The organism is Mizugakiibacter sp., from assembly GCF_039680435.1.
Classification (GTDB): Bacteria; Pseudomonadota; Gammaproteobacteria; order Xanthomonadales; family Rhodanobacteraceae; genus Mizugakiibacter.
Map to the genome: position 1 here is coordinate 1 of NZ_JBDKSX010000061.1, position 18,608 is coordinate 18,608.

At 71.3% G+C, this 18,608-nt stretch carries 15 protein-coding genes and 2 pseudogenes; 11 read left to right on the forward strand and 6 right to left on the reverse strand.

Annotated elements, in window-relative coordinates:
* A pseudogene (locus tag ABFC67_RS06830) lies at positions 1 to 286 on the reverse strand (gamma carbonic anhydrase family protein); the annotation flags it as partial.
* Positions 287 to 345: 59 nt separating this feature from the next.
* On the opposite strand from ABFC67_RS06830, the gene ABFC67_RS06835 reads away from it, so the two are divergent.
* Positions 346 to 1,758 (forward strand): coniferyl aldehyde dehydrogenase, encoded by a 1,413-nt coding sequence (locus ABFC67_RS06835; protein WP_346737242.1) that lies wholly within the window; start codon positions 346 to 348, stop codon positions 1,756 to 1,758.
* Here ABFC67_RS06835 and ABFC67_RS06840 read toward each other — a convergent pair.
* Entirely contained in the window at positions 1,748 to 3,505 is a 1,758-nt protein-coding gene (locus tag ABFC67_RS06840) for a patatin-like phospholipase family protein (RefSeq protein WP_346737243.1), read from the reverse strand. The genes ABFC67_RS06835 and ABFC67_RS06840 overlap by 11 nt on opposite strands.
* Positions 3,506 to 3,605: 100 nt before the next feature.
* Between ABFC67_RS06840 and ABFC67_RS06845 the strand changes: the two genes are divergently transcribed.
* From ABFC67_RS06845 to ABFC67_RS06860, 4 genes are all read left to right on the forward strand, one after another.
* Positions 3,606 to 5,651: a M3 family metallopeptidase gene (locus tag ABFC67_RS06845; protein ID WP_346737244.1), complete on the forward strand. Its 2,046-nt coding sequence runs from the start codon at positions 3,606 to 3,608 to the stop codon at positions 5,649 to 5,651.
* A gap of 34 nt (positions 5,652 to 5,685) precedes the next feature.
* Positions 5,686 to 6,453 (forward strand): exodeoxyribonuclease III, encoded by a 768-nt coding sequence (xth, locus tag ABFC67_RS06850; protein WP_346737245.1) that lies wholly within the window; start codon positions 5,686 to 5,688, stop codon positions 6,451 to 6,453.
* Positions 6,450 to 7,121: a YecA family protein gene (locus tag ABFC67_RS06855; protein WP_346737246.1), complete on the forward strand. Its 672-nt coding sequence runs from the start codon at positions 6,450 to 6,452 to the stop codon at positions 7,119 to 7,121. Before xth ends, ABFC67_RS06855 begins: the two co-directional genes overlap by 4 nt.
* A gap of 300 nt (positions 7,122 to 7,421) precedes the next feature.
* Positions 7,422 to 8,255 carry a pirin family protein gene (locus ABFC67_RS06860; protein ID WP_346737247.1) on the forward strand — a complete coding sequence of 278 codons (834 nt, stop codon included), beginning with the start codon at positions 7,422 to 7,424 and terminating at the stop codon, positions 8,253 to 8,255.
* 777 nt (positions 8,256 to 9,032) lie between these two features.
* On the opposite strand, the gene ABFC67_RS06865 is transcribed toward ABFC67_RS06860, so the two are convergent.
* Together ABFC67_RS06865 and ABFC67_RS06870 are read right to left on the reverse strand one after the other, a co-directional pair.
* A complete protein-coding gene (locus ABFC67_RS06865; RefSeq protein WP_346737248.1) occupies positions 9,033 to 11,360 on the reverse strand; it encodes a S9 family peptidase in 2,328 nt (775 codons plus the stop codon).
* 85 nt (positions 11,361 to 11,445) lie between these two features.
* Complete coding sequence (locus ABFC67_RS06870; RefSeq protein WP_346737249.1) at positions 11,446 to 12,138, reverse strand: glutathione binding-like protein; 693 nt, start codon at positions 12,136 to 12,138, stop codon at positions 11,446 to 11,448.
* Positions 12,139 to 12,337: 199 nt separating this feature from the next.
* Here ABFC67_RS06870 and fdxA point away from each other — a divergent pair, with 199 nt between their 5' ends.
* The 6 genes and pseudogenes from fdxA (at position 12,338) to ABFC67_RS06900 (ending at position 15,680) form a co-directional block, all read left to right on the forward strand.
* The gene (fdxA, locus tag ABFC67_RS06875; protein ID WP_346737250.1) at positions 12,338 to 12,661 is read left to right on the forward strand and encodes a ferredoxin FdxA; all 324 of its coding nucleotides are present in this window, start codon (positions 12,338 to 12,340) and stop codon (positions 12,659 to 12,661) included.
* Between the two features lie 47 nt (positions 12,662 to 12,708).
* Positions 12,709 to 12,882, forward strand: a pseudogene (locus ABFC67_RS06880) (zinc-finger domain-containing protein); the annotation flags it as partial.
* Between the two features lie 139 nt (positions 12,883 to 13,021).
* Entirely contained in the window at positions 13,022 to 14,008 is a 987-nt protein-coding gene (gene lipA / locus ABFC67_RS06885) for a lipoyl synthase (protein WP_346737251.1), read from the forward strand.
* 118 nt (positions 14,009 to 14,126) lie between these two features.
* A complete protein-coding gene (locus tag ABFC67_RS06890) occupies positions 14,127 to 14,330 on the forward strand; it encodes a hypothetical protein (RefSeq protein WP_346737252.1) in 204 nt (67 codons plus the stop codon).
* Positions 14,331 to 14,358: 28 nt separating this feature from the next.
* The gene (locus ABFC67_RS06895) at positions 14,359 to 14,709 is read left to right on the forward strand and encodes a carboxymuconolactone decarboxylase family protein (protein ID WP_346737253.1); all 351 of its coding nucleotides are present in this window, start codon (positions 14,359 to 14,361) and stop codon (positions 14,707 to 14,709) included.
* Between the two features lie 20 nt (positions 14,710 to 14,729).
* On the forward strand, positions 14,730 to 15,680 hold the full coding sequence (locus ABFC67_RS06900) for a cysteine synthase family protein (RefSeq protein WP_346737254.1): 951 nt from the start codon (positions 14,730 to 14,732) through the stop codon (positions 15,678 to 15,680).
* A 21-nt stretch (positions 15,681 to 15,701) separates the two neighbouring features.
* On the opposite strand, the gene mnmE is transcribed toward ABFC67_RS06900, so the two are convergent.
* Together mnmE and yidC are read right to left on the reverse strand one after the other, a co-directional pair.
* Positions 15,702 to 17,045: a tRNA uridine-5-carboxymethylaminomethyl(34) synthesis GTPase MnmE gene (gene mnmE / locus ABFC67_RS06905; protein ID WP_346737255.1), complete on the reverse strand. Its 1,344-nt coding sequence runs from the start codon at positions 17,043 to 17,045 to the stop codon at positions 15,702 to 15,704.
* A 40-nt stretch (positions 17,046 to 17,085) separates the two neighbouring features.
* Positions 17,086 to 18,608 (reverse strand): membrane protein insertase YidC (yidC, locus tag ABFC67_RS06910; RefSeq protein ID WP_346737256.1); only part of this gene is annotated, 1,523 nt, incomplete at its 5' end.

An 18,608-nucleotide genomic window follows, 5' to 3' on the forward strand; every position in this document is an offset into this window, starting at 1 on the left:
CGTGCAGGATCGCGCCGTGGCCGATGGTCACGTCGGCGCCGATCGTGAGCGGCGCGCCGCCGGGCGAGTAGGGGCCGTCGTGGGTGACGTGCAGGATCGCGCCGTCCTGCACGCTGGTGCGCGCGCCGATGCGGATGGCGTGCACGTCGCCGCGGATCACCGCGCCCGGCCACACCGAGGCGTCCTCGCCCAGCTCGACGTCGCCGATCACCACCGCGGCGGGATCGACGTAGGCCGACGCGGCGATGCGCGGCCACACGCCCTTGTACGGTCGAATCGAAGACATTGCGCTTTCACGGCGACTGGCAGAGCATCCTAGTATCCCGCATCGCGAGGCCGACGCGCATGGACACCCCCGTCTCCGAAGCCGACCTGCGCGCGCTGCTGGCGCGCCAGCGCGACGCCTGGCGCGCGCGCACGCCCGACTACGCGCAGCGCATGGACGACCTGGCGCGCCTGCGCGCCGCGTTCAAGGCGCGGCTGGAGGATTTCGCCGCGGCGATGAGCGCCGACTTCGGCCGCCGCTCGCGCCACGAGAGCCTGCTCAGCGACGGCATGACCGTGCTCTCCGAGATCGACTACGTGCGCCGGCGCCTGCGCCGCTGGATGCGGCCGAAGCGCGTGCTGGCCGACTGGCTGTTCTGGCCGGCGCGCTGCGAGATCCGCTACCAGCCGCTCGGCGTGGTCGGCGTGATCGCGCCGTCCAACTACCCGGTCAACCTGGCATTGATTCCGCTGGTGGACGCGCTCGGCGCCGGCAACCACGTCATGCTGAAGCCGTCCGAGCACACGCCGCGCACCGCCGAGCTGCTGCGCGAGCTGATCGCCGCGGTGTTCCCGCAGGAGCGCGTCGCCACCGTGCTGGGCGGGCCGGAAGTGGCGGCGGCGTTCGCCGCGCTGCCGTTCGACCACCTGCTGTTCACCGGCTCGACCGCGATCGGCCGCAAGGTGATGACGGAAGCCGCCGGCAACCTGACCCCGGTGACGCTGGAGCTGGGCGGCAAGTCGCCGGCGATCATCGCGCCGGGCTACCCGCTGGACACCGCCGCCGCGCGCATCGCCGCCGGCAAGTTCCTCAACGCCGGGCAGACCTGCGTCGCGCCCGACTACGTGCTGCTGCCGCAAGCCGCGCGCGACGCCTTCGTCGACGCCATGCGCGCCTACGTGGCGACGCGCTACCCCGGCCTGCGCGATTCGCCCGACTACAGCTCGATCGTCGGCGACCACCAGTTCGCGCGGCTGGCCGCGCTGCTGGAGGACGCGCGCGCCAAGGGCGCGCAGGCGCTGATGCTTCCCGACGACGGCGCGCACGATCCCGCACGCCGCGTGTTCGCGCCGACCCTGCTGCTCGGCGTGCGCGACGACATGCGCGTGATGCAGGAGGAAATCTTCGGGCCGATCCTGCCGGTGCTCACCTACGACACGTTCGACGAGGCGCTCGCCTACGTCAACGCGCAGCCGCGCCCGCTGGCGCTGTACCACTTCGACCGCGACCGCGCGCGCAGCGAGCGAGTGCTGGATGCCACCGTGGCCGGCGGCGTGTGCCTCAACGACACCGTGCTGCACTTTGCGCAGGAAGCGCTGCCGTTCGGCGGCGTCGGCCCGTCCGGCATGGGCCATTACCACGGCCACGCCGGCTTCCTCACCTTCAGCAAGCAGAAGCCGGTGTTCCGCCAGGCGCGCTGGTCGTCGATGGCGCTGATGCGGCCGCCCTACCGCGGGCTGGCCGAGCGCATCGTGCGCTTCCTCACCCGCTGAACGCGATGCCGGCCTCGGCCAGCGCCGGCCGCGCGTAGGCGTAGCCGGCTTCGACGATGTGCTCGTAGTTGCGCCAGTCGAGCAGCTGCACGCTGCCCAGCGACGGGCGCAGCAGCAGGTCGGCCGCGGCGCGGCGGCCGGCGCTGGCCGCTTCGGCGTTGATCATGCCGGCGCGCAGCAGCAGCGAGATCAACCCCGGGCGCCGCGGCGCCGCGCGGTGGCGCCAGCGCTGCGCGGCCAGCCGCCACCACGGCGGCGATTCCCACTCCTCGACGTCGGCGCGCAGCACGTCGTCGGCGCCGATGTCGACCGCGACGATCTCGCCGAGGCCGTCCTCGCGCAGCACGTCGACCGGCAGGTTGTTCATCACCGCGCCGTCGACGAACACGTGGCCGCGGTGCAGCACCGGCGGCAGCACGCCGGGAATCGCGCTGGAGGCGCGCAGCCACAGCCACAGCGGGCCCTCGCGGTGCACCACCGGATGGCCGCCGGTGAGGTCGGCGGACAGGCAGAAGAACGGGATCGGCAGGTCCTCGATGTCGTGCGCGCCGAACGCCTCGCGCAACAGCAGGCCGGTGCGGCGGCCGCGGGTCAGCGCGACGAACGGCAGCGTCCAGTCGTGCAGCGGCTTGCCGTCGACGAACGCGCGCCGGTAGTTGGCCAGCATCGCCGCGTCGCTCCAGTCGCAGGCGACGCCGGCGCCGATGATCGCGCCGATGCTGGTGCCGCCGACCGCGTCGATGGCGATGCCGGCCTCGCGCAGCGCGCGCACCACGCCGATGTGGGCGAAGCCGCGCGCGCCGCCGCCGGACAGCACCAGACCGGTGCTGCGCCCGCTGATCAGCCGCGCCACGCGCGCGATGTCGGCCGGGCCGCGCACGTGGTGATGGCGCGCCGCCGGCAGCCGGTCCAGCCAGCGCCGCGCCGCGCCGGGCAGGATGCGGCCGTCCGGGTGCAGCAGCAGCAGGTGGCGCGCGCGGAAGCGCGGCCGGCGCGGGTTGATCGGGCCGGCCTCCGGCCAGGCCTCGGCGCGGCGCCCGGCGTTGACCAGCAACAGGAAGGCGTCGGCCTGGCGCACGCACAGTTGGCGCCACTCCGCCGGACCGTCGGCGAGGTACAGCACGAAGCGCGACTCGGCCTCGCGCTCGGCGAACCACTCGCTGCTGCGGCCGTGGCCGAGCGCGGCGTCGATCACCGCGCAGTCGCCGAACGGCAGCAGCGCGTGGCGCAGTTGCGCGATCACGCCGCGCGCATCGACCTGGCCGTCGAACGCCAGCACCACGAAGGTGCGCGGCGCGCTGACCACGCGGTCGGTGGCGCGGATCGCGGCCTGCTGCACGGCGATGCGCGCCGCGCCCAGCATCGCTTCCGGGTGGCGCCGCACCAGGCGATCGAAGCCGTCGCGCGGCAGCCGCAGCAGCTCGGAATCGCGCAGCGCGCGCAGGCTGACGCCGGGCGGCCGGTCGGTGATCAGGCTGTATTCGCCCAGCGTCTGCCCAGGGCTGCGCACGCCCGCCAGCCGCGGCGGCCCGCCCTCGACCGGCGGATGGAACACGCCGAGGCTGCCGGTGCGGACCACGTACAGCGCATCCGGCGGCACGTCGGCCTCGAACAGGGTCTGCCCGCCGGGCAGGCTGAACCAGGCCAGTTCGCCGGCCAGCGCGTCGAGCTGCGCGTCATCGAGGTGGGCGAACACCTGCGTCTTGCGCAGCAGTTCGCGGATGTCGGGCGGGCCGGCGAGGTTCATTCCGCCCATGCTAGTGAAAGCGCGCCGCGCGGCCAACGGTGCGCTTGATTTCCCCGCGCGGCGCCGCCACGCTGCTGGAACATCGGAACATGCCACGCCCATGGACGCCTTCAATCCCCTGCTGATCGAATCCGGCCTGCCCGCCTTCGCGCGGATCCGCCCCGAACACGTCGGTCCCGCGATCGACGCGATCCTGGCCGACTACCGCGCCGCCGCCGAGGCGCTGTGCGCGGAGGGCGCGCCGCGCGACTTCGCCCACGTGATGCTGGAACAGGAGCGCCTCGAGCAGCGCCTGGCGCACGCGTGGGCGCCGGTCGGCCACCTGCACGCGGTGCAGGATTCGCCGGCGCTGCGCGAGGCCTACGCCAGCGCGCTGGAGGCGATCACCGACTTCGGCACCGAGCTGGGCCAGAACCGCGCGCTGTACGCGGCGGTGCAGGCCGTCGCCGAACGCCCCGACTTCGCCGCGCTGCCGCGCGCCGCGCGCACCCTGGTCGAGCACGCGCTGCGCGACTTCCGCCTGGCCGGCGTCGCGCTGGAGGAGCCGGCGCGCTCGCGCTTCAAGGCGATCGCCAACGAACTGGCGAAGCTCTCCACCGAATTCTCCAACGCCGTGCTGGACGCCACCGACGCCTGGCACGAGCACGTCACCGACGAGCGCGACCTCGCCGGCATCCCCGCCTCCGGCCGCGCCGTGCTGCGCCAGTACGCCAGGGAGCACGACCTCGAAGGCTTCCTGGTCACGCTGAAGCAGCCCAGCGTGCAGGCGGTGCTGACCTACGCCGACAGCCGCGCGCTGCGCGAGCGCGTGTACTGGGCCTACCAGACGCGCGCCTCCGACCAGGGCCCGCACGCCGGCAAGTTCGACAACGGCGAGCGCATCGGGAAGATCCTCGCGCTGCGCCACGAGGCGGCGCAGTTGATCGGCTACGCCAACGCCGCCGAGGAATCGCTGGCCACCAAGATGGCGCCGTCGACGCAGGCGGTGCTGGACTTCCTGCGCGACCTGGTGCGCCGCGCCAAGCCGGTGGCCGAGCGCGAGCTGGCCGAGCTGCGCGAATTCGCCCGCGACCAACTCGGCCTGACCGAACTGGAGCCGTGGGACATCGGCTACGCCGCGGAGAAGCTGCGCAAGCACCGCTACGACCTCGACGAGGAGGAGCTGAAGCCGTACTTCCCGCTGCCGGCGGTGATCGACGGCCTGTTCGGCGTGGCCGAGCGCGCATTCGGCGTCAGCCTGGTGCCGCGCGACGGCGTCGAGGTCTGGCACGCGGACGCGCGCTACTACGACGTGCGCGACGCCGCCGGCCGCACCATCGCCGGCTGCTACGTCGACCTGTACGCGCGCGCCGGCAAGCGCGGCGGCGCCTGGATGGACGTCTGCCGCGCGCGCTTCCGCGACGGCGAGACGCTGGAGCTGCCGGTCGCGTTCCTGACCTGCAACTTCGCGCCGCCCACCGAGGGCGTGCCCGCGCTGCTCACCCACGACGACGTGCTGACCCTGTTCCACGAGTTCGGCCACGGCCTGCACCACATGCTGACCGAGGTCGACCTGCCCTCGGTCGGCGGCATCGACGGCGTCGAGTGGGACGCGGTCGAGCTGCCCAGCCAGTTCATGGAGAACTTCGGCTGGCAGCGCGAGAGCCTCGACCTGTTCGCGCGCCATTGGCAGACCGGCGAGCCGCTGCCGCAGGCGCTGTTCGAGCGCATGCACGCGGCGCGGCATTTCCACGCCGGCCTGTTCCTGGTGCGCCAACTCGAGTTCGGCCTGTTCGACTTCCGCCTGCACCTCGAATACGACCCCGCGCAGGGCGCGCGCGTGCAGCAACTGCTGGACGAGGTGCGCCGCGAGGTGGCGGTGCTGCATCCGCCGGCGTGGCAGCGCTTCGCGCACGCCTTCACCCACATCTTCAGCGGCGGCTACGCGGCCGGCTACTACAGCTACCTGTGGGCGGAAGTGCTGTCGGCGGACGCGTTCGCGAAATTCGAGGAGGCCGGCACCTTCGACCGCGCCACCGGCGACGCCTTCCGCCGCAGCATCCTCGCCGTCGGCGGCTCCCGGCCGGCGCTGGAGAGCTTCGTCGAGTTCCGCGGCCGCGCGCCGACGCCCGACGCGCTGCTGAAGAGCTACGGCCTGGCCGCGTGACGCGCCCTTCCAGGCCCGCCCTACAATAAGCCGGATGAAGATCGCCACCTGGAACGTCAACTCGCTCGGCGTGCGCCTGCCGCACGTGGAGCAGTGGTGCCGCGAGGTCCGGCCGGACGTGCTGGCGCTGCAGGAAACCAAGCTCGAGGACGCGAAGTTTCCGCGCGCCGCGCTCGAGGCGCTGGGCTACCGCTGCGCGTTCAGCGGGCAGAAGACCTACAACGGCGTCGCCCTGCTGGCGCGCGAGGCGCCGCGCGACGTGCTCACCGACATCCCGGGCCTCGACGACGCGCAGCGGCGCATCCTCGCCGCGACGGTCGACGACCTGCGCATCGTCAACCTGTACGTGGTCAACGGCCAGGCGGTCGGCAGCGACAAGTTCGCCTACAAGCTGGACTGGCTGGAGAAGGTCACCGCGTTCCTCGCCGACGAGCTGCAACGCCATCCGCGGCTGGTCGTGCTGGGCGACTTCAACATCGCGCCGGACGACCGCGACGTGCACGATCCCGAGGCGTGGCGCGAGCAGGTGCTGTGCTCCACGCCCGAGCGCGAGGCGCTGCGCCGCATGCTCGCGCTGGGCCTGGTCGACAGCTTCCGCCACTTCGTGAACGACGCCGGCCACTACAGCTGGTGGGACTATCGCCAGGGCGCGTTCCGGCGCAACATGGGGCTGCGCATCGACCTGATCCTCGCCAGCGAGGCGCTGAGGCCGAGCCTGCAAGCCGCCGCCATCGACCGCACGCCGCGTGCCTGGGAGCGGCCTTCCGACCACGCCCCGGCGCTGCTTGAAATCGCCCCATGACCGACGAACATCCCACCTGGCTGGAATCCCTCGGCGACGCCGAACTGGACGAACTCGACCAGTTCCTGCGCGGCCACGCCGGCGAGGACGACCTGCTGCTGGACGGCGTGCACGGCCTGCTGACCGCGCTGGCGATCGGGCCCGAGCCGGCCAAGCCGGACGAGTGGCTGCCCGAGGTGCTGCACGCGCCGTTCGCCAGCGAGGCGGAGGGCGAACGCATCCTCGCCCTGCTGGCCAAGCTCAACGACTCGATCCCCGCCGAGCTGGACATGGACGCCTACGAGCCCATCCTCGGCGAAGTCGAGCGCGACAACGGCACCGCGCTGACCGCCGCCGGCTGGTGCGAAGGCTTCAGCCGCGGCATCGACCTGCGCGCGGCGATCTGGGAAGCGCGCCTCGGCGAGGACACCGAGCTGATGGAGCTGCTGACGCCGATCATGGCGCTGGCGGTGGACGAGGGCGTGCTGTCCGGCGACACCGAATTCGAAAAGCTCAGCGAAGCCGAATACGACGAATGCCTCGCGCAGATCCCGCAGGCGGTCGGCGCGGTCGCGCAGTACTGGCGCGTGCACACGCCCACCGAGCGCGAGCGCACCGCCGGCGGCGGCGCCTCCGCCAGCGTGTTCCGCGACCAGCCGCGCCGACGCGGCGGGCGCTGGGTGCATTGAGGGCGGGACTCGGGACTCGGGACTCGGAAACCGGAAGTCGGTACGCGCAATCGGGGCTATGGCCGCCGCACGCACAGGGATCCCGCGGGCGCGCTTCTGCTTGTCTCCCTCTCCCCCGCGGGGAGAGGGTCGGGGTGAGAGGGACGCCGCCGCAGGCGGCGTTTGCCGAACGGTCTCGCTCCTGGGAGCCCGATGCGTCCATTGGTATCGTCGCGCGAACGCTGCATCCCCTGCCGCGCTATTCCCTCCACGCCCGCGCGGTCGCATCTTGAGCGCATTCCGCAGCCCGAGGAGGGCGCCATGACTACCCGCACCATCGTCCGCCGCGTCCGCGGCATGCCCACCAGCGACGGCGCCGGCGTCAAGATGACGCGCGTGATCGGCCAGCCCGCGCTGGACACGCTCGACCCGTTCCTGATGCTGGATGCGTTCGGCTCGGACAAGGGCGCCGACTACATCGGCGGCTTCCCGGACCATCCGCACCGCGGCTTCGAGACCGTCACCTACATGCTGGCCGGGCGCATGCGCCACGGCGACAACCAGGGCAACAGCGGCCTGCTCGGCCCCGGCAGCGTGCAGTGGATGACCGCCGGCCGCGGCATCGTGCACTCGGAGATGCCCGAGCAGGAGGACGGCGAGATGCGCGGCTTCCAGCTGTGGGTGAACCTGCCGGCCAAGGACAAGATGACCGCGCCGCGCTACCAGGACATCGCGCCCGAGCGCATCCCCGAGGTGGATCCCGCGCCCGGCGTGCACGCGCGCGTGATCGCCGGCGAGCTGGCCGGCGCGCGCGGACCGGTCGGCGGCGTCGCCACCGAGCCGGTGTTCCTCGATCTCGCGCTTGCGCCGCACGCGCGCATCGAGGTGCCGCTGCCGGCGGCACACAACGCGTTCGCGTTCGTGTTCGAGGGCGCGGGCGTGACGATCGGCGGCGTGACGCTCGACCACTACGAACTCGGCGTGCTGAGCGCCGGCGGGACCGTCGCGCTGGAGGCGGGCGAGGCGGCCGCGCGCCTGATCCTGGTCGCCGGCAAGCCGCTCAACGAGCCCGTCGCCAAGTACGGCCCGTTCGTGATGAACACGCCGCAGCAGATCATGCAGGCCATCGACGATTACCGCGCCGGGCGGTTTTGAGCAGTTCGTGTTTATACGCCCCCGCGTATCAATTGCGTATTGATGCGCGCGGCGAACACTTTGACTTTGTGCTATGTCGTGGTTAGGTTCTGCCGCTGCAGATCATCTTACTCAGGCTGATAGCCGTTGTGCTTGGTGATCTGTGTCGGAGGTGTGCAGCAAGTGTTCGCTGCTCCACCGTTCTGCCAAATATGGACAGGGGGGAAGCAAAAATGGATCTTCGCGCTTTGATCATGTGCAGCGTTATTGCAGTGGCTGGTGCGGGATGCACCACGGTGAAAACGTTGCAAGCTACAGGCGGCAGTCGCGCAGACGGAGTAGTTGAGCTTTCGTTTGAATACGGAATGTTCGAGAAGCCCCAGGTTCAATGGGCGCAGGGTGCGGCGACCGCACGCGACAGATGTAGAGCCTGGGGCTATTCGAGCGCTGAACCCTTTGGCGGAACAGTTTCTACATGCCAGGCTCACGATGGATACGGCGGCTGCGTGCGCACCCTGGTTACGGCAAAGTATCAATGCACTGGTTCTACGGCCTCCCAAAACTAGGACGTCGGGCGGCAGTTGAACCGCGGTGAAGCCGGCTGCGCCGGTTCCGCCCTAAATTCCTCAGGGCAGGGGCATAGGATGCCGTGAGCGCAGTGAACCGCATCGTCCTATGGTGCGCGGCGGAGAGATGCGGTTCATTGCACTCACCGAATCCTACGCGGCGCAGCGTGCGCTATGCGCGTGTGCAAGGCATCGTGCGCGGAGCGCACGCTACGTGCTGCCCGCGGGATGCTCACGGCCTGGTCGCGGCCGCCTTTGTTTTCGGCTTGCCGGCCGGCTTGGCCTTCGCGGGTTTCGCGGCTGCCGGCACGGCTTGCGCCGCCACGCACTGCGCGCCGCATTCGCCCTTCACCTTTTCGTCGAAGAACGCGGCGATGGCGCGGTAGGCGTGCTTCTTCATCTCCGGCGTGGACAGGCCGTGCTTGCCGCCGGGGTAGGTCATCAGTTCGAACGGGATGCCGCGGCGCTGCAGTTCGGCCATCAGCCGCGTGGAGTTGGCGAACAGCACGTTGTCGTCGGCCATGCCGTGGGCGAGGAACAGCGGCGCGGTCAGGCCGTCCAGCCAGGCGAACACGGCGCTGCGCGTGTAGCCGGCAGGGTTCTGCTGCGGCGTGCCGAGATAGCGCTCGGTGTAGAAGGTGTCGTACAGGCGCCAGTCGGTGACCGGCGCGACCGACACGCCGCCGGCGAGGTCGGCGGAATCCTTGGCCAGCATCATCAGGTTCATGTAGCCGCCGTAGCTCCAGCCGAACGTGCCGATGCGCTTGCCGTCCACCCACGGCTGCGCCTTCAGCCAGCGGATGCCGGCGACCTGGTCGGCCACTTCCGCCGCGCCGAGCTGCTTGTGGATCACGTCGGAGAACGCGCGGCCGCGGCGCGCCATGCCGCGGTTGTCCAGCGTGAACACGACGTAGCCGTGCTGCGCCATGTACTCGGCGAACATGTCCGTCCAGCCGCGCGTGGCGAGCTGCGCGTTGGGACCGCCGTAGAAGGTGTCGAACACCGGATAGCGCTTGGCCGGATCGAAGCCGAGCGGCTTGTACAGGCGGTAGTAGAGCGTCTGCCCGTCGTCCGCGGTGATCGTGCCGAATTCGGGCAGCACGTGGCTGTCGCGGTAGGGCGCGTACGGGTGCCTGGCGTCGAGCGCGTTCGGTTCGATCCAGGCGACGAACTTGCCGTCGGCGGCATGCACGGCGACCTGCGGCGGCGTCTTCGGATCGCTGAAGGTGTCGACGTAGAACGTGCCGCCCTTCGCGAACACCGCCTCGTGCCAGCCGTCGCGCTTGCTGATGCGCTGCGGCGCGTCGGCGTCGCTGCCGTCGAGCTTCAGCGCGTAGATCTGCTTGTCCGGCACGAAGTCCTTGTTGGAGGCGACGTAGACGCGGCCGGCCTTCTCGTCGACGCCGAGCACGCCGTCGACGTTCCAGGCGCCGCGGCTGAGCGGGTGCAGCAGCTTGCCGTCCAGCCCGTACAGGTACAGGTGCTTGCTGCCGGTGCGCTCGCTGGCCCAGACGAAGGCCTGCTGGCCGTCGAGGAAGCGCAGGTCGTCGTTGAGGTTGATCCAGGTGGCGCTGGTTTCGGTGAGCAGCGTGCGCTGCTGCAGCGTGGCGGTGTCGACGAGCTGCAGGTCGAGCCGCTGCTGGTTGCGCGCCATGCGCTGGTAGCTCAGCCCCTTCGCGGCCGGCGTCCAGTCGACGCGCACGAGGTAGATGTCGGGATTGGCGCCGAGGTCGACCCAGCGCGGCTGGCCGCCGCCCGGCGCGATCAGGCCGAGCTGCACGCGCACGTTGGGATCGCCCGCGGCCGGATAGCGCTGCTCGACCACGTCGGTGCGGTCGGCGTAGATCTCGAAGCGGCGCACCACCGGCACGTCGGCTTCGTCGTAGCGCTCGAACGCGATCAGCGAATCGTCCGGCGCCCACCAGTAGCCGGTGCGGCGGTCCATCTCCTCCTGCGCGACGAACTCGGCCTCGCCGTTGTGCACGGTGCCGCCGCCGTCGTGGGTCAGGCGCGTCTCCTTGCCGCTGGCGAGGTCGATCACGTAGAGATTCTGGTCGCGCACGAACGACACGTAGCGGCCCTTCGGCGAGATCTTCGGGTCGAGCACGAAGCCGCCGCCGCGGGTCAGCTTGCGCACCGCCTTGGCGGCGGGCGCGGCGAGGTCGTACAGGTACAGCTCGCCGTTCAGCGGGAACAGCAGCCTCGCGCCGTCCGGCGACCACTGGTAGTCGAGGATGCCGTGCAGGCCGGCGGTGCGCGCGCGCTCGCGGCGCGCCTTCTCGGCGTCGGAGAGCTGCTCGCCTTCCGGCTCCAGCTTCTTCGAATCGACCAGCAGGCGCGTGCTGCGGTCCTTGACGCTGTATTCCCACAGGTCGAGCTGGTTCTGGTCCTCGGCCCTGCCGCGCAGGAAGCTGACGCGCGTGCCGTCGGGCGAGATCTTCAGCCCGCGCGGCGTCGGCCCGCTCAGTCCGGGATCCGAGTAGATGCGGTCGATGGTGAGTTTTTCCGCCATCGTGGGCAGGGCGACGGTCATCAGGCCGGCGAGCAGCAGGGCGCGCATCGGAACCTCCTCGAGCGGAAGTGCCGATTAAAGCGCGCCGCGCGCCGCGCCGCCAAGCTTCGGCGGCGTGCCGCGCGGCTGCGGTTCAGGCAGTCTTCGCCTGGCCGAACAGCACGCGGCGCTCTTCCTCGCTGAACGGCTGCGCGTTCAGGTACGGCTCGCCGCGGGCGTAGGCGCGCTGCGTGGCCGGGCGCGCGGCGATCGCGTCGAACCAGCGCCTGAGGTGCGGGAAGTCGGCGAGGTCCATGCCCTGGCGTTCGTGCGGCACGATCCACGGGTAGCAGGCCATGTCGGCGACGGTGTAGGCGTTGCCGGCCACGAACGGGCGATCGGCAAGGCGCTTGTCCAGCACGCCGTACAGGCGCCGCGTCTCGTTGACGTAGCGGTCGATCGCGTAGGGGATCTTCTCCGGCGCGTACACCGCGAAGTGGTGGTTCTGCCCCAGCATCGGGCCGAGCCCGCCGACCTGCCAGAACAGCCATTGCAGCGCCTCGAAGCGGCCGCGCGCGTCGGCGGGCAGGAACTTGCCGGTCTTCTCGGCGAGGTAGAGCAGGATCGCGCCCGACTCGAACACGCCTAGCGGCGCGCCGCCGCCGACGGGCGCGGCGTCGACGATCGCCGGCATGCGGTTGTTCGGCGAGATCCTCAGGAATTCCGGCTTGAACTGCTCGCCCTTGCGGATGTCGACCGGCTTGATCGCATAGGGCAGGCCTGCTTCTTCCAGGAACAGAGTAATCTTGTGGCCGTTCGGCGTCGGCCAGTAGTAAAGGTCGATCATGCTGCTCTCCTCGGCGGGAACCCGCGGCGCGCGGTGCGGAACCCGGCTCAAGGTCGGGGCGCGGCGCGCGCATTCAAGCGCCGGGAACCGTGCGCGCCGAGGGTCGGCGCGCGCTTGACGCATGTCAGGGCGCTGCCGCCGCGCACACGCCACACTGCCCGCTGCGAGGCGGGCCCCACCCCGTCCTCAGGAGGGCGTCGTGACGCACGTTGTCACCGACAACTGCATCAACTGCAAGTACACCGATTGCGTCGAGGTCTGTCCGGTCGACTGCTTCCACGAGGGCCCCAACTTCCTCGTGATCGACCCGAACGAGTGCATCGACTGCACGCTGTGCGTCGCCGAGTGCCCGGCCGAAGCGATCTTCGCCGAGGACGACGTCCCGGAAGGCCAGGAACGCTACATCCAGCTCAACGCCGAACTGGCGCCGCAGTGGCCGGTGATCGACGCGCGCATTCCCGCGCTCGAGGACGCCAAGCGCTGGGACGGCGTGCCCGACAAGCTGCCGCTGCTGAAACGCTGAGACTCCCCATGTACCGAAGAACCCCGAGAACCGACGCCGGCGCCGGTCTGGACACGCCGGCCGCGCAGCCCGTGCGCCAGGTGACCTGGCACGACCTGCCGCTGTCCTGCCCGACGCCGGACGCCAGCCTGTGGAACGGCCATCCGCGCGTCTACCTGTCGATCCACGAGAGCGGGCGCGCGCAGTGCCCGTACTGCGGCACGATCTACGTGCTGCAGGATCCGGTGCCCGGCGAAGAGCCGCCGCGCCCCAACAATCCGGTGATCGAGCGCCGCTACCGCGAGGCGCTCGAACGCGTGCGCCGCGCCGGCGGCGGCTGAGCGCTGCATCCACACCAACCACTGCAGGCGACCCTGACGCATGTCCAGTGAAGATCCGCGCCCCGCGCCGAAGAACGGCGCCAAGTTCGTCACGCCCGAGGGCGTGCGCGCAGTCAAGGGCGGCATCCGCCCCAACGCCAACACCGGCACGCCGGACGTCGGCCGCAAGCCGCCCTGGCTGCGCGTGCGCCTGCCGACCGGCGCGCGCTACGAATCGGTGCGCGACATCGTGCACAGCCACAAGCTGCACACCGTGTGCGAGGAATCGCGCTGCCCCAACATCGCCGAATGCTGGGGCCGCGGCACCGCCACGATGATGCTGATGGGCTCGGTGTGCACGCGCGCCTGCAAGTTCTGCGCGGTCAGCACCGGCAATCCGCACGGCTGGCTGGATCCGCTGGAGCCGATGCAGGTGGCGGACGCGGTCGCGCTGATGCAGTTGAAGTACGTGGTGCTGACCTCGGTCGACCGCGACGACCTGCCCGACGGCGGCGCCGCGCACTACGCCGCGTGCATCCGCACCATCCACGCGCGCGCGCCGCAGACCGCGGTCGAGGCGCTCACCCCCGATTTCGCCGGCAACCACGCCGCGGTCGCCGCGGTGCTCGACGCCGGCGTGGTCACCTACGCGCAGAACCTGGAGACGGTCGAGCGGCTGACGCACCGCGTGCGCGACCCGCGCGCCGGCTACGCGCAGACGCTGGACGTGCTGGCCTTCGCCAAGCGCCACGCGCCGCGCACGCTGACCAAGACCAGCCTGATGCTCGGCCTCGGCGAGACCGACGACGAGATCGAGCGCACCCTGGACGACATCCGCGCCGCGGGCGTCGACATCGTGACCATGGGCCAATACATGCGCCCCACCGAGCATCACCTGCCGGTGGAGCGCTTCGTCACCCCCGACGAATTCCGCGCCTACCGAGATCGCGCGCTGGCGAAGGGCTTCGTCGAGGCCGTGGCCGGGCCGCTGGTACGCTCGAGCTACCGCGCCGAACGCGTGCTCGAACGCAACAACGCCGGCCTTTGAAGCCGTGCGCGGACGGGCGCATCATCTGCAGGACCCGTCCCGCGCGCAGCCCCGGCGCGGCGCGCCGCGCGCCCCGCGCCGCCACGGCTTCCCCGCGAACGCCAGGAGGTCGACCATCATGTCCCTGTCCCCGCTGCACCTGTTGCAGGTCCGCCATCCGCACCGCGCCGTGATCGGCGCGGCGGTCCACCCGCGCGCGGCCAAGGCCGCGCACGGCGACGCGCGGCGACGCGAGCGCCGCATCGACGAGGCGCTCGAGCAGAGCTTCCCCGCCAGCGACCCGCCGCCGTGGACGCTCGGCGGCGCGACGACGCGGCGCTGAGCGCAACGATCCCCGAGGAGGAACCATCGTGGAACATCCCGTCTATCCGCAGTCCGGTCCCGAGATCGCGCGCAAGCGCCGCGAGCTGGCGCCGCAGACGCTGGACGCCTTCAAGGCGTTCAGCGCGCAGGTGTTCGCCGAGGGCGCGCTGCCGGTCAAGATGAAGCAACTGATCGCGGTCGCCGTCGCGCACGTCACCCAGTGCCCGTACTGCATCCGCGGCCATACCGAGGCCGCACTGCGGCACGGCGCCAGCGAGCAGGAGCTGATGGAGGCGATCTGGGTCGCCGCCGAGATGCGCGCCGGCGGCGCCTACGCGCATTCGACGCTCGCGCTCGACACCATGATGCAGCACGCCCACGGCGCCGCGCCGCGCTGAAGCCACGGATCCCCCACGCCATGCCGACCCGCTACACCACCGTCTCCCGCAACGTCCTCGACGCGATCGGCGACACGCCGCTGCTCGAAGTCGAGGGCGTCTACGCCAAGCTCGAATTCCTCAATCCGTCCGGCTCGATCAAGGCACGCATCGCCGCCTACATGATCGAGCGCGCCGAGCAGGAGGGCCTGCTCAAGCCCGGCGACACCATCGTCGAGGCGACCAGCGGCAACACCGGCAACGCGCTGTCGATGGTCGCCGCGGTCAAGGGCTACCGCATGCTGGTGGTGATGCCGGAAGGCATGTCCAGCGAGCGCGTGGCGATCTCGCGCGCCTACGGCGCCGAGATCCTGTTCTGCGGGCGCTTCCACGTCAACGACGCGCTGGCCAAGGCGCAGGCGCTCGGCCAGCAGCCGGGCTACTTCTGCCCGCGCCAGTTCGAGTCGGAGTGGAACGTCGAGGAAAACCGGCTGATCCTCGGCCCGGAGATCCTCGCGCAGTTGCCGGACGGCCGCGTGCCCGACGCGCTGGTCGCCGGCGTCGGCACCGGCGGCACGCTGATCGGCGTCGGCCAGGCGTTCCGCGCGGTCAACCCGAACGTGCGGCTGTTCGCCATGGAGCCGTCGGAATCGTGCACGCTGCTGTGCGGCGAGATCGCCACCCACCAGATCGAGGGCATCTCCGACGGCTTCGTGCCCGGCATCTTCCAGCGCCACGCGGCGTTGATCGACGACGTGCTGTCGGTGTCCAGCGCCGACGCGGTCGAGGCGATGACCCACCTCGCGCGCCGCTACGGCCTGTTCTGCGGGCCCAGCTCCGGCGCGCACCTGCTCGCCGCCAAGCGCGTGCGCGAACGCCATCCCGAGCTGAAGACGGTGGTGACGCTGTTCTGCGACGAAGGCGAGAAGTACCTGCACGAGCACTTCATGCGCGCCGACAGCGTGCCGGTCGGCGCCGAGCACTTCGCCTGAGCGCGCCGCGGCGCGCGCCCGTCACTTGCCGATGCAGAAGCTGGCGAAGATCGCGCCGAGCAGGTCGTCGCTGCTGAACTCGCCGGTGATCTCGCCGAGCGCGTGCTGCGCCTGACGCAGCTCTTCGGCGGCCAGTTCGCCGGCGCGGGTTTCGACCAGCGTCAGCGCGGCGCCCTCGAGGTGGGCGGCGACGCGCTCCAGCGCCAGCACGTGGCGGGTGCGCGCGCTGAACGCGCCGGCCGCGCCTTCGCCCAAGCCGGCGCGGCGCTTCAGCTCCTCGCGCAGCAGCTCGAGGCCGGCGCCGCTCAGCGCCGACAGCCACAGCCACGTGTCGCGGCCGCGCGTCTCGCGGCGCGGCGCGGCGCCGTCGAGGTCGATCTTGTTGACGATCACGACGCGCGCGGCCTCCGCCGGCAGCGTTGCCAGCAGGGCGCGGTCGACCTCGGCGCGGGCGGCGTCGCTGACCAGCAGGGCGAGGTCGGCGCGCTCGAGCTCGGCGCGCGCGCGGCGCACGCCCTCGCGCTCGACCACGTCGCCGCTGTCGCGCAGGCCGGCGGTGTCGGCCAGGGTCAGCTCGATGCCGTCGAGCTGCACGCGCTCGCGCAGCACGTCGCGGGTGGTGCCGGGGATGTCGGCGACGATCGCGCGTTCGCTGGCCGCCAGCGCGTTCAGCAGGCTGGACTTGCCGGCATTGGGGCGCCCCACGATCACGACGTGCAGGCCGTCGGCCAGGCGCACGCCGCGACGCGTCTCCGCCAGCAGCGCGGCGAGCCCCTCGCGCAGCGCGGCGAGCTGCGCGGCGATCGCCGGATCGGCAAGGAAGTCGATCTCTTCTTCCGGGAAGTCGATCGCCGCCTCGACGTGAACGCGCAGCCGCGTCAGCGCGTCCAGCAACGCGCGCACGCGCAGCGAGAACTCGCCTTCCAGCGAGCGCAGCGCGGCGCGCGCGGCGCTCTCCGAGCCGGCGGCGATCAGGTCGGCGACGGCTTCCGCCTGGGCGAGGTCGAGCTTGCCGTTGAGGAAGGCGCGCTCGGAGAACTCGCCGGCGCGCGCCGGCCGCGCGCCCAGCGCGCAGACGCGGCGCAACAGCAGCTCCAGCACCACCGGGCTGCCGTGCGCGTGCAGTTCCAGCACGTGCTCGCCGGTGTAGGAGTGCGGGGCCGGGAAGTACAGCAGCAGGCCGCGGTCGAGCGCTTCGCCGGCGGCGTCGCGGAAGGTCGCGAGGTGGGCGCGGCGCGGCCGCGGCGCGCGGCCGAGCAGGGTGCGCGCGATCGTCCGCGCCTGCGGCCCGGACACGCGCAGCACGCCGACGCCGCCGGCGCCCGGCGGCGTGGCGACGGCGGCGATGGTGTCGCGCTCGCTCACGACGGCGAGCTTACGCCGGCATCGGGCCGTGCCGCGGGACTCAGGCCTTGGCCTTGGCGTCGCCGGCTTCGATGCGCCGCGTGATGACCCACTGCTGGATCACGCTGGTCAGGCCGTTGACCACGTAGTAGAGGGTCAGGCCGGCGGGGAAGAAGGCGAACATCACCGCGAACACGATCGGCATCACCTTCATCAGCTTGGCTTGCGTCGGATCCATGCCGACGGTCGGCGTCAGGTACTGCGTGGCGATCATCACCAGCGTGTACAGCACCGGCAGCACGAAGTAGGGGTCCGGCGCGGCCAGGTCCTGGATCCAGCCGAAGAACGGCGCCTGGCGCAGCTCGACGCTGTACATCAGCACGTAATACAGCGCGAAGAACACCGGGATCTGCACCAGCGTCGGCAGGCAGCCCGCGAGCGGGTTGACCTTCTCCTTCTGGTACAGCTCCATCATCGCCTGCTGCATCTTCTGCTTGTCGTCGCCGTAGCGCTCCTTCAACGCCTGGATGCGCGGCGACAGCTTGCGCATCTTCGCGCCGGCCTTGAACTGCGCTTCGCTGAGCTTGAAGAACACGGCCTTGATCAGCAGCACCAGCAGGATGATCGCCAGGCCCCAGTTGCCGACCAGCAGATGCAGGTGCGCCAGCACCCAGTGCAGCGGCTGCGCGATCACGGTGAAGACACCGTAGTCGACCACCAGCGACAGGCCGGGGGCGACGCTGTCCAGCGTGCTCTGCAGCTCGGGGCCGACGTACAGCCGCGCCTCGCTGGTGGCGCTGGCGCCGGGCGCGACGGTCAGGGTGGGGCCCAGCGAACGCACCAGGTAGCGCTGCGTGCCCTGCTCGTCGAGCAGCGCGCTGCCGAAGCGGCTGGTTTCGCCCTCGTTCGGGATCCAGGCGGCGAAGAAATAGTGCTGCAGCATCGCCACCCAGCCGCCGGCGGCTTCGGCGTTCAGCGGCTCCTTGACGAACTTGCCGAACGGCAGCTTCTGGAACTTCTTCTCCGGGCCGTACCAGGCCGCGCCCTTGTAGCTGATGCGCTCGGGGTTGTAGAACTCGAGGAAGTGCTTGGCCGGCTCGGGCGGCGGCACGCGCACCAGCTGGCGGTAGGCGTTGCCGCTCCAGGCCTGCGTGCCGCCGTTGTCGATCTCCTGCGCAAGCTTGATCACGTAGCTGCCGCGCTCGAAGGTGTAGCGCTTCTTCACCGTGAGCCCGGCCGGATCGTGCCAGGTGAGCGTGACCACGAGCTGCTGCTGGCCCGGCGCGAGCGCGTAGGCGGACTGCTCGGCGACGAACGTCGCGCGGTGGTCCGGCGCCGGCGCGTTCGCGCTGACCAGGCCGTTCTGCGCGACGAAGTAGCGTTCCGGGCTGCCGTCGAGCAGACGCACCGGGTGCTGCATGTCCTTCGGCTTGACCGGATATTTCAGCAGGTCGGCGCGCACCAGGCTGCCGCCCTCGGTGTCGATGGCGAGGCGCAGCACGTCGGTGGTCACCGTCACCAGTTGCCGCGCCGCGGCCGGTGCCGTCGCCGCGGGCGCGGCCGGCACGACCGGCGCCGGCGTAC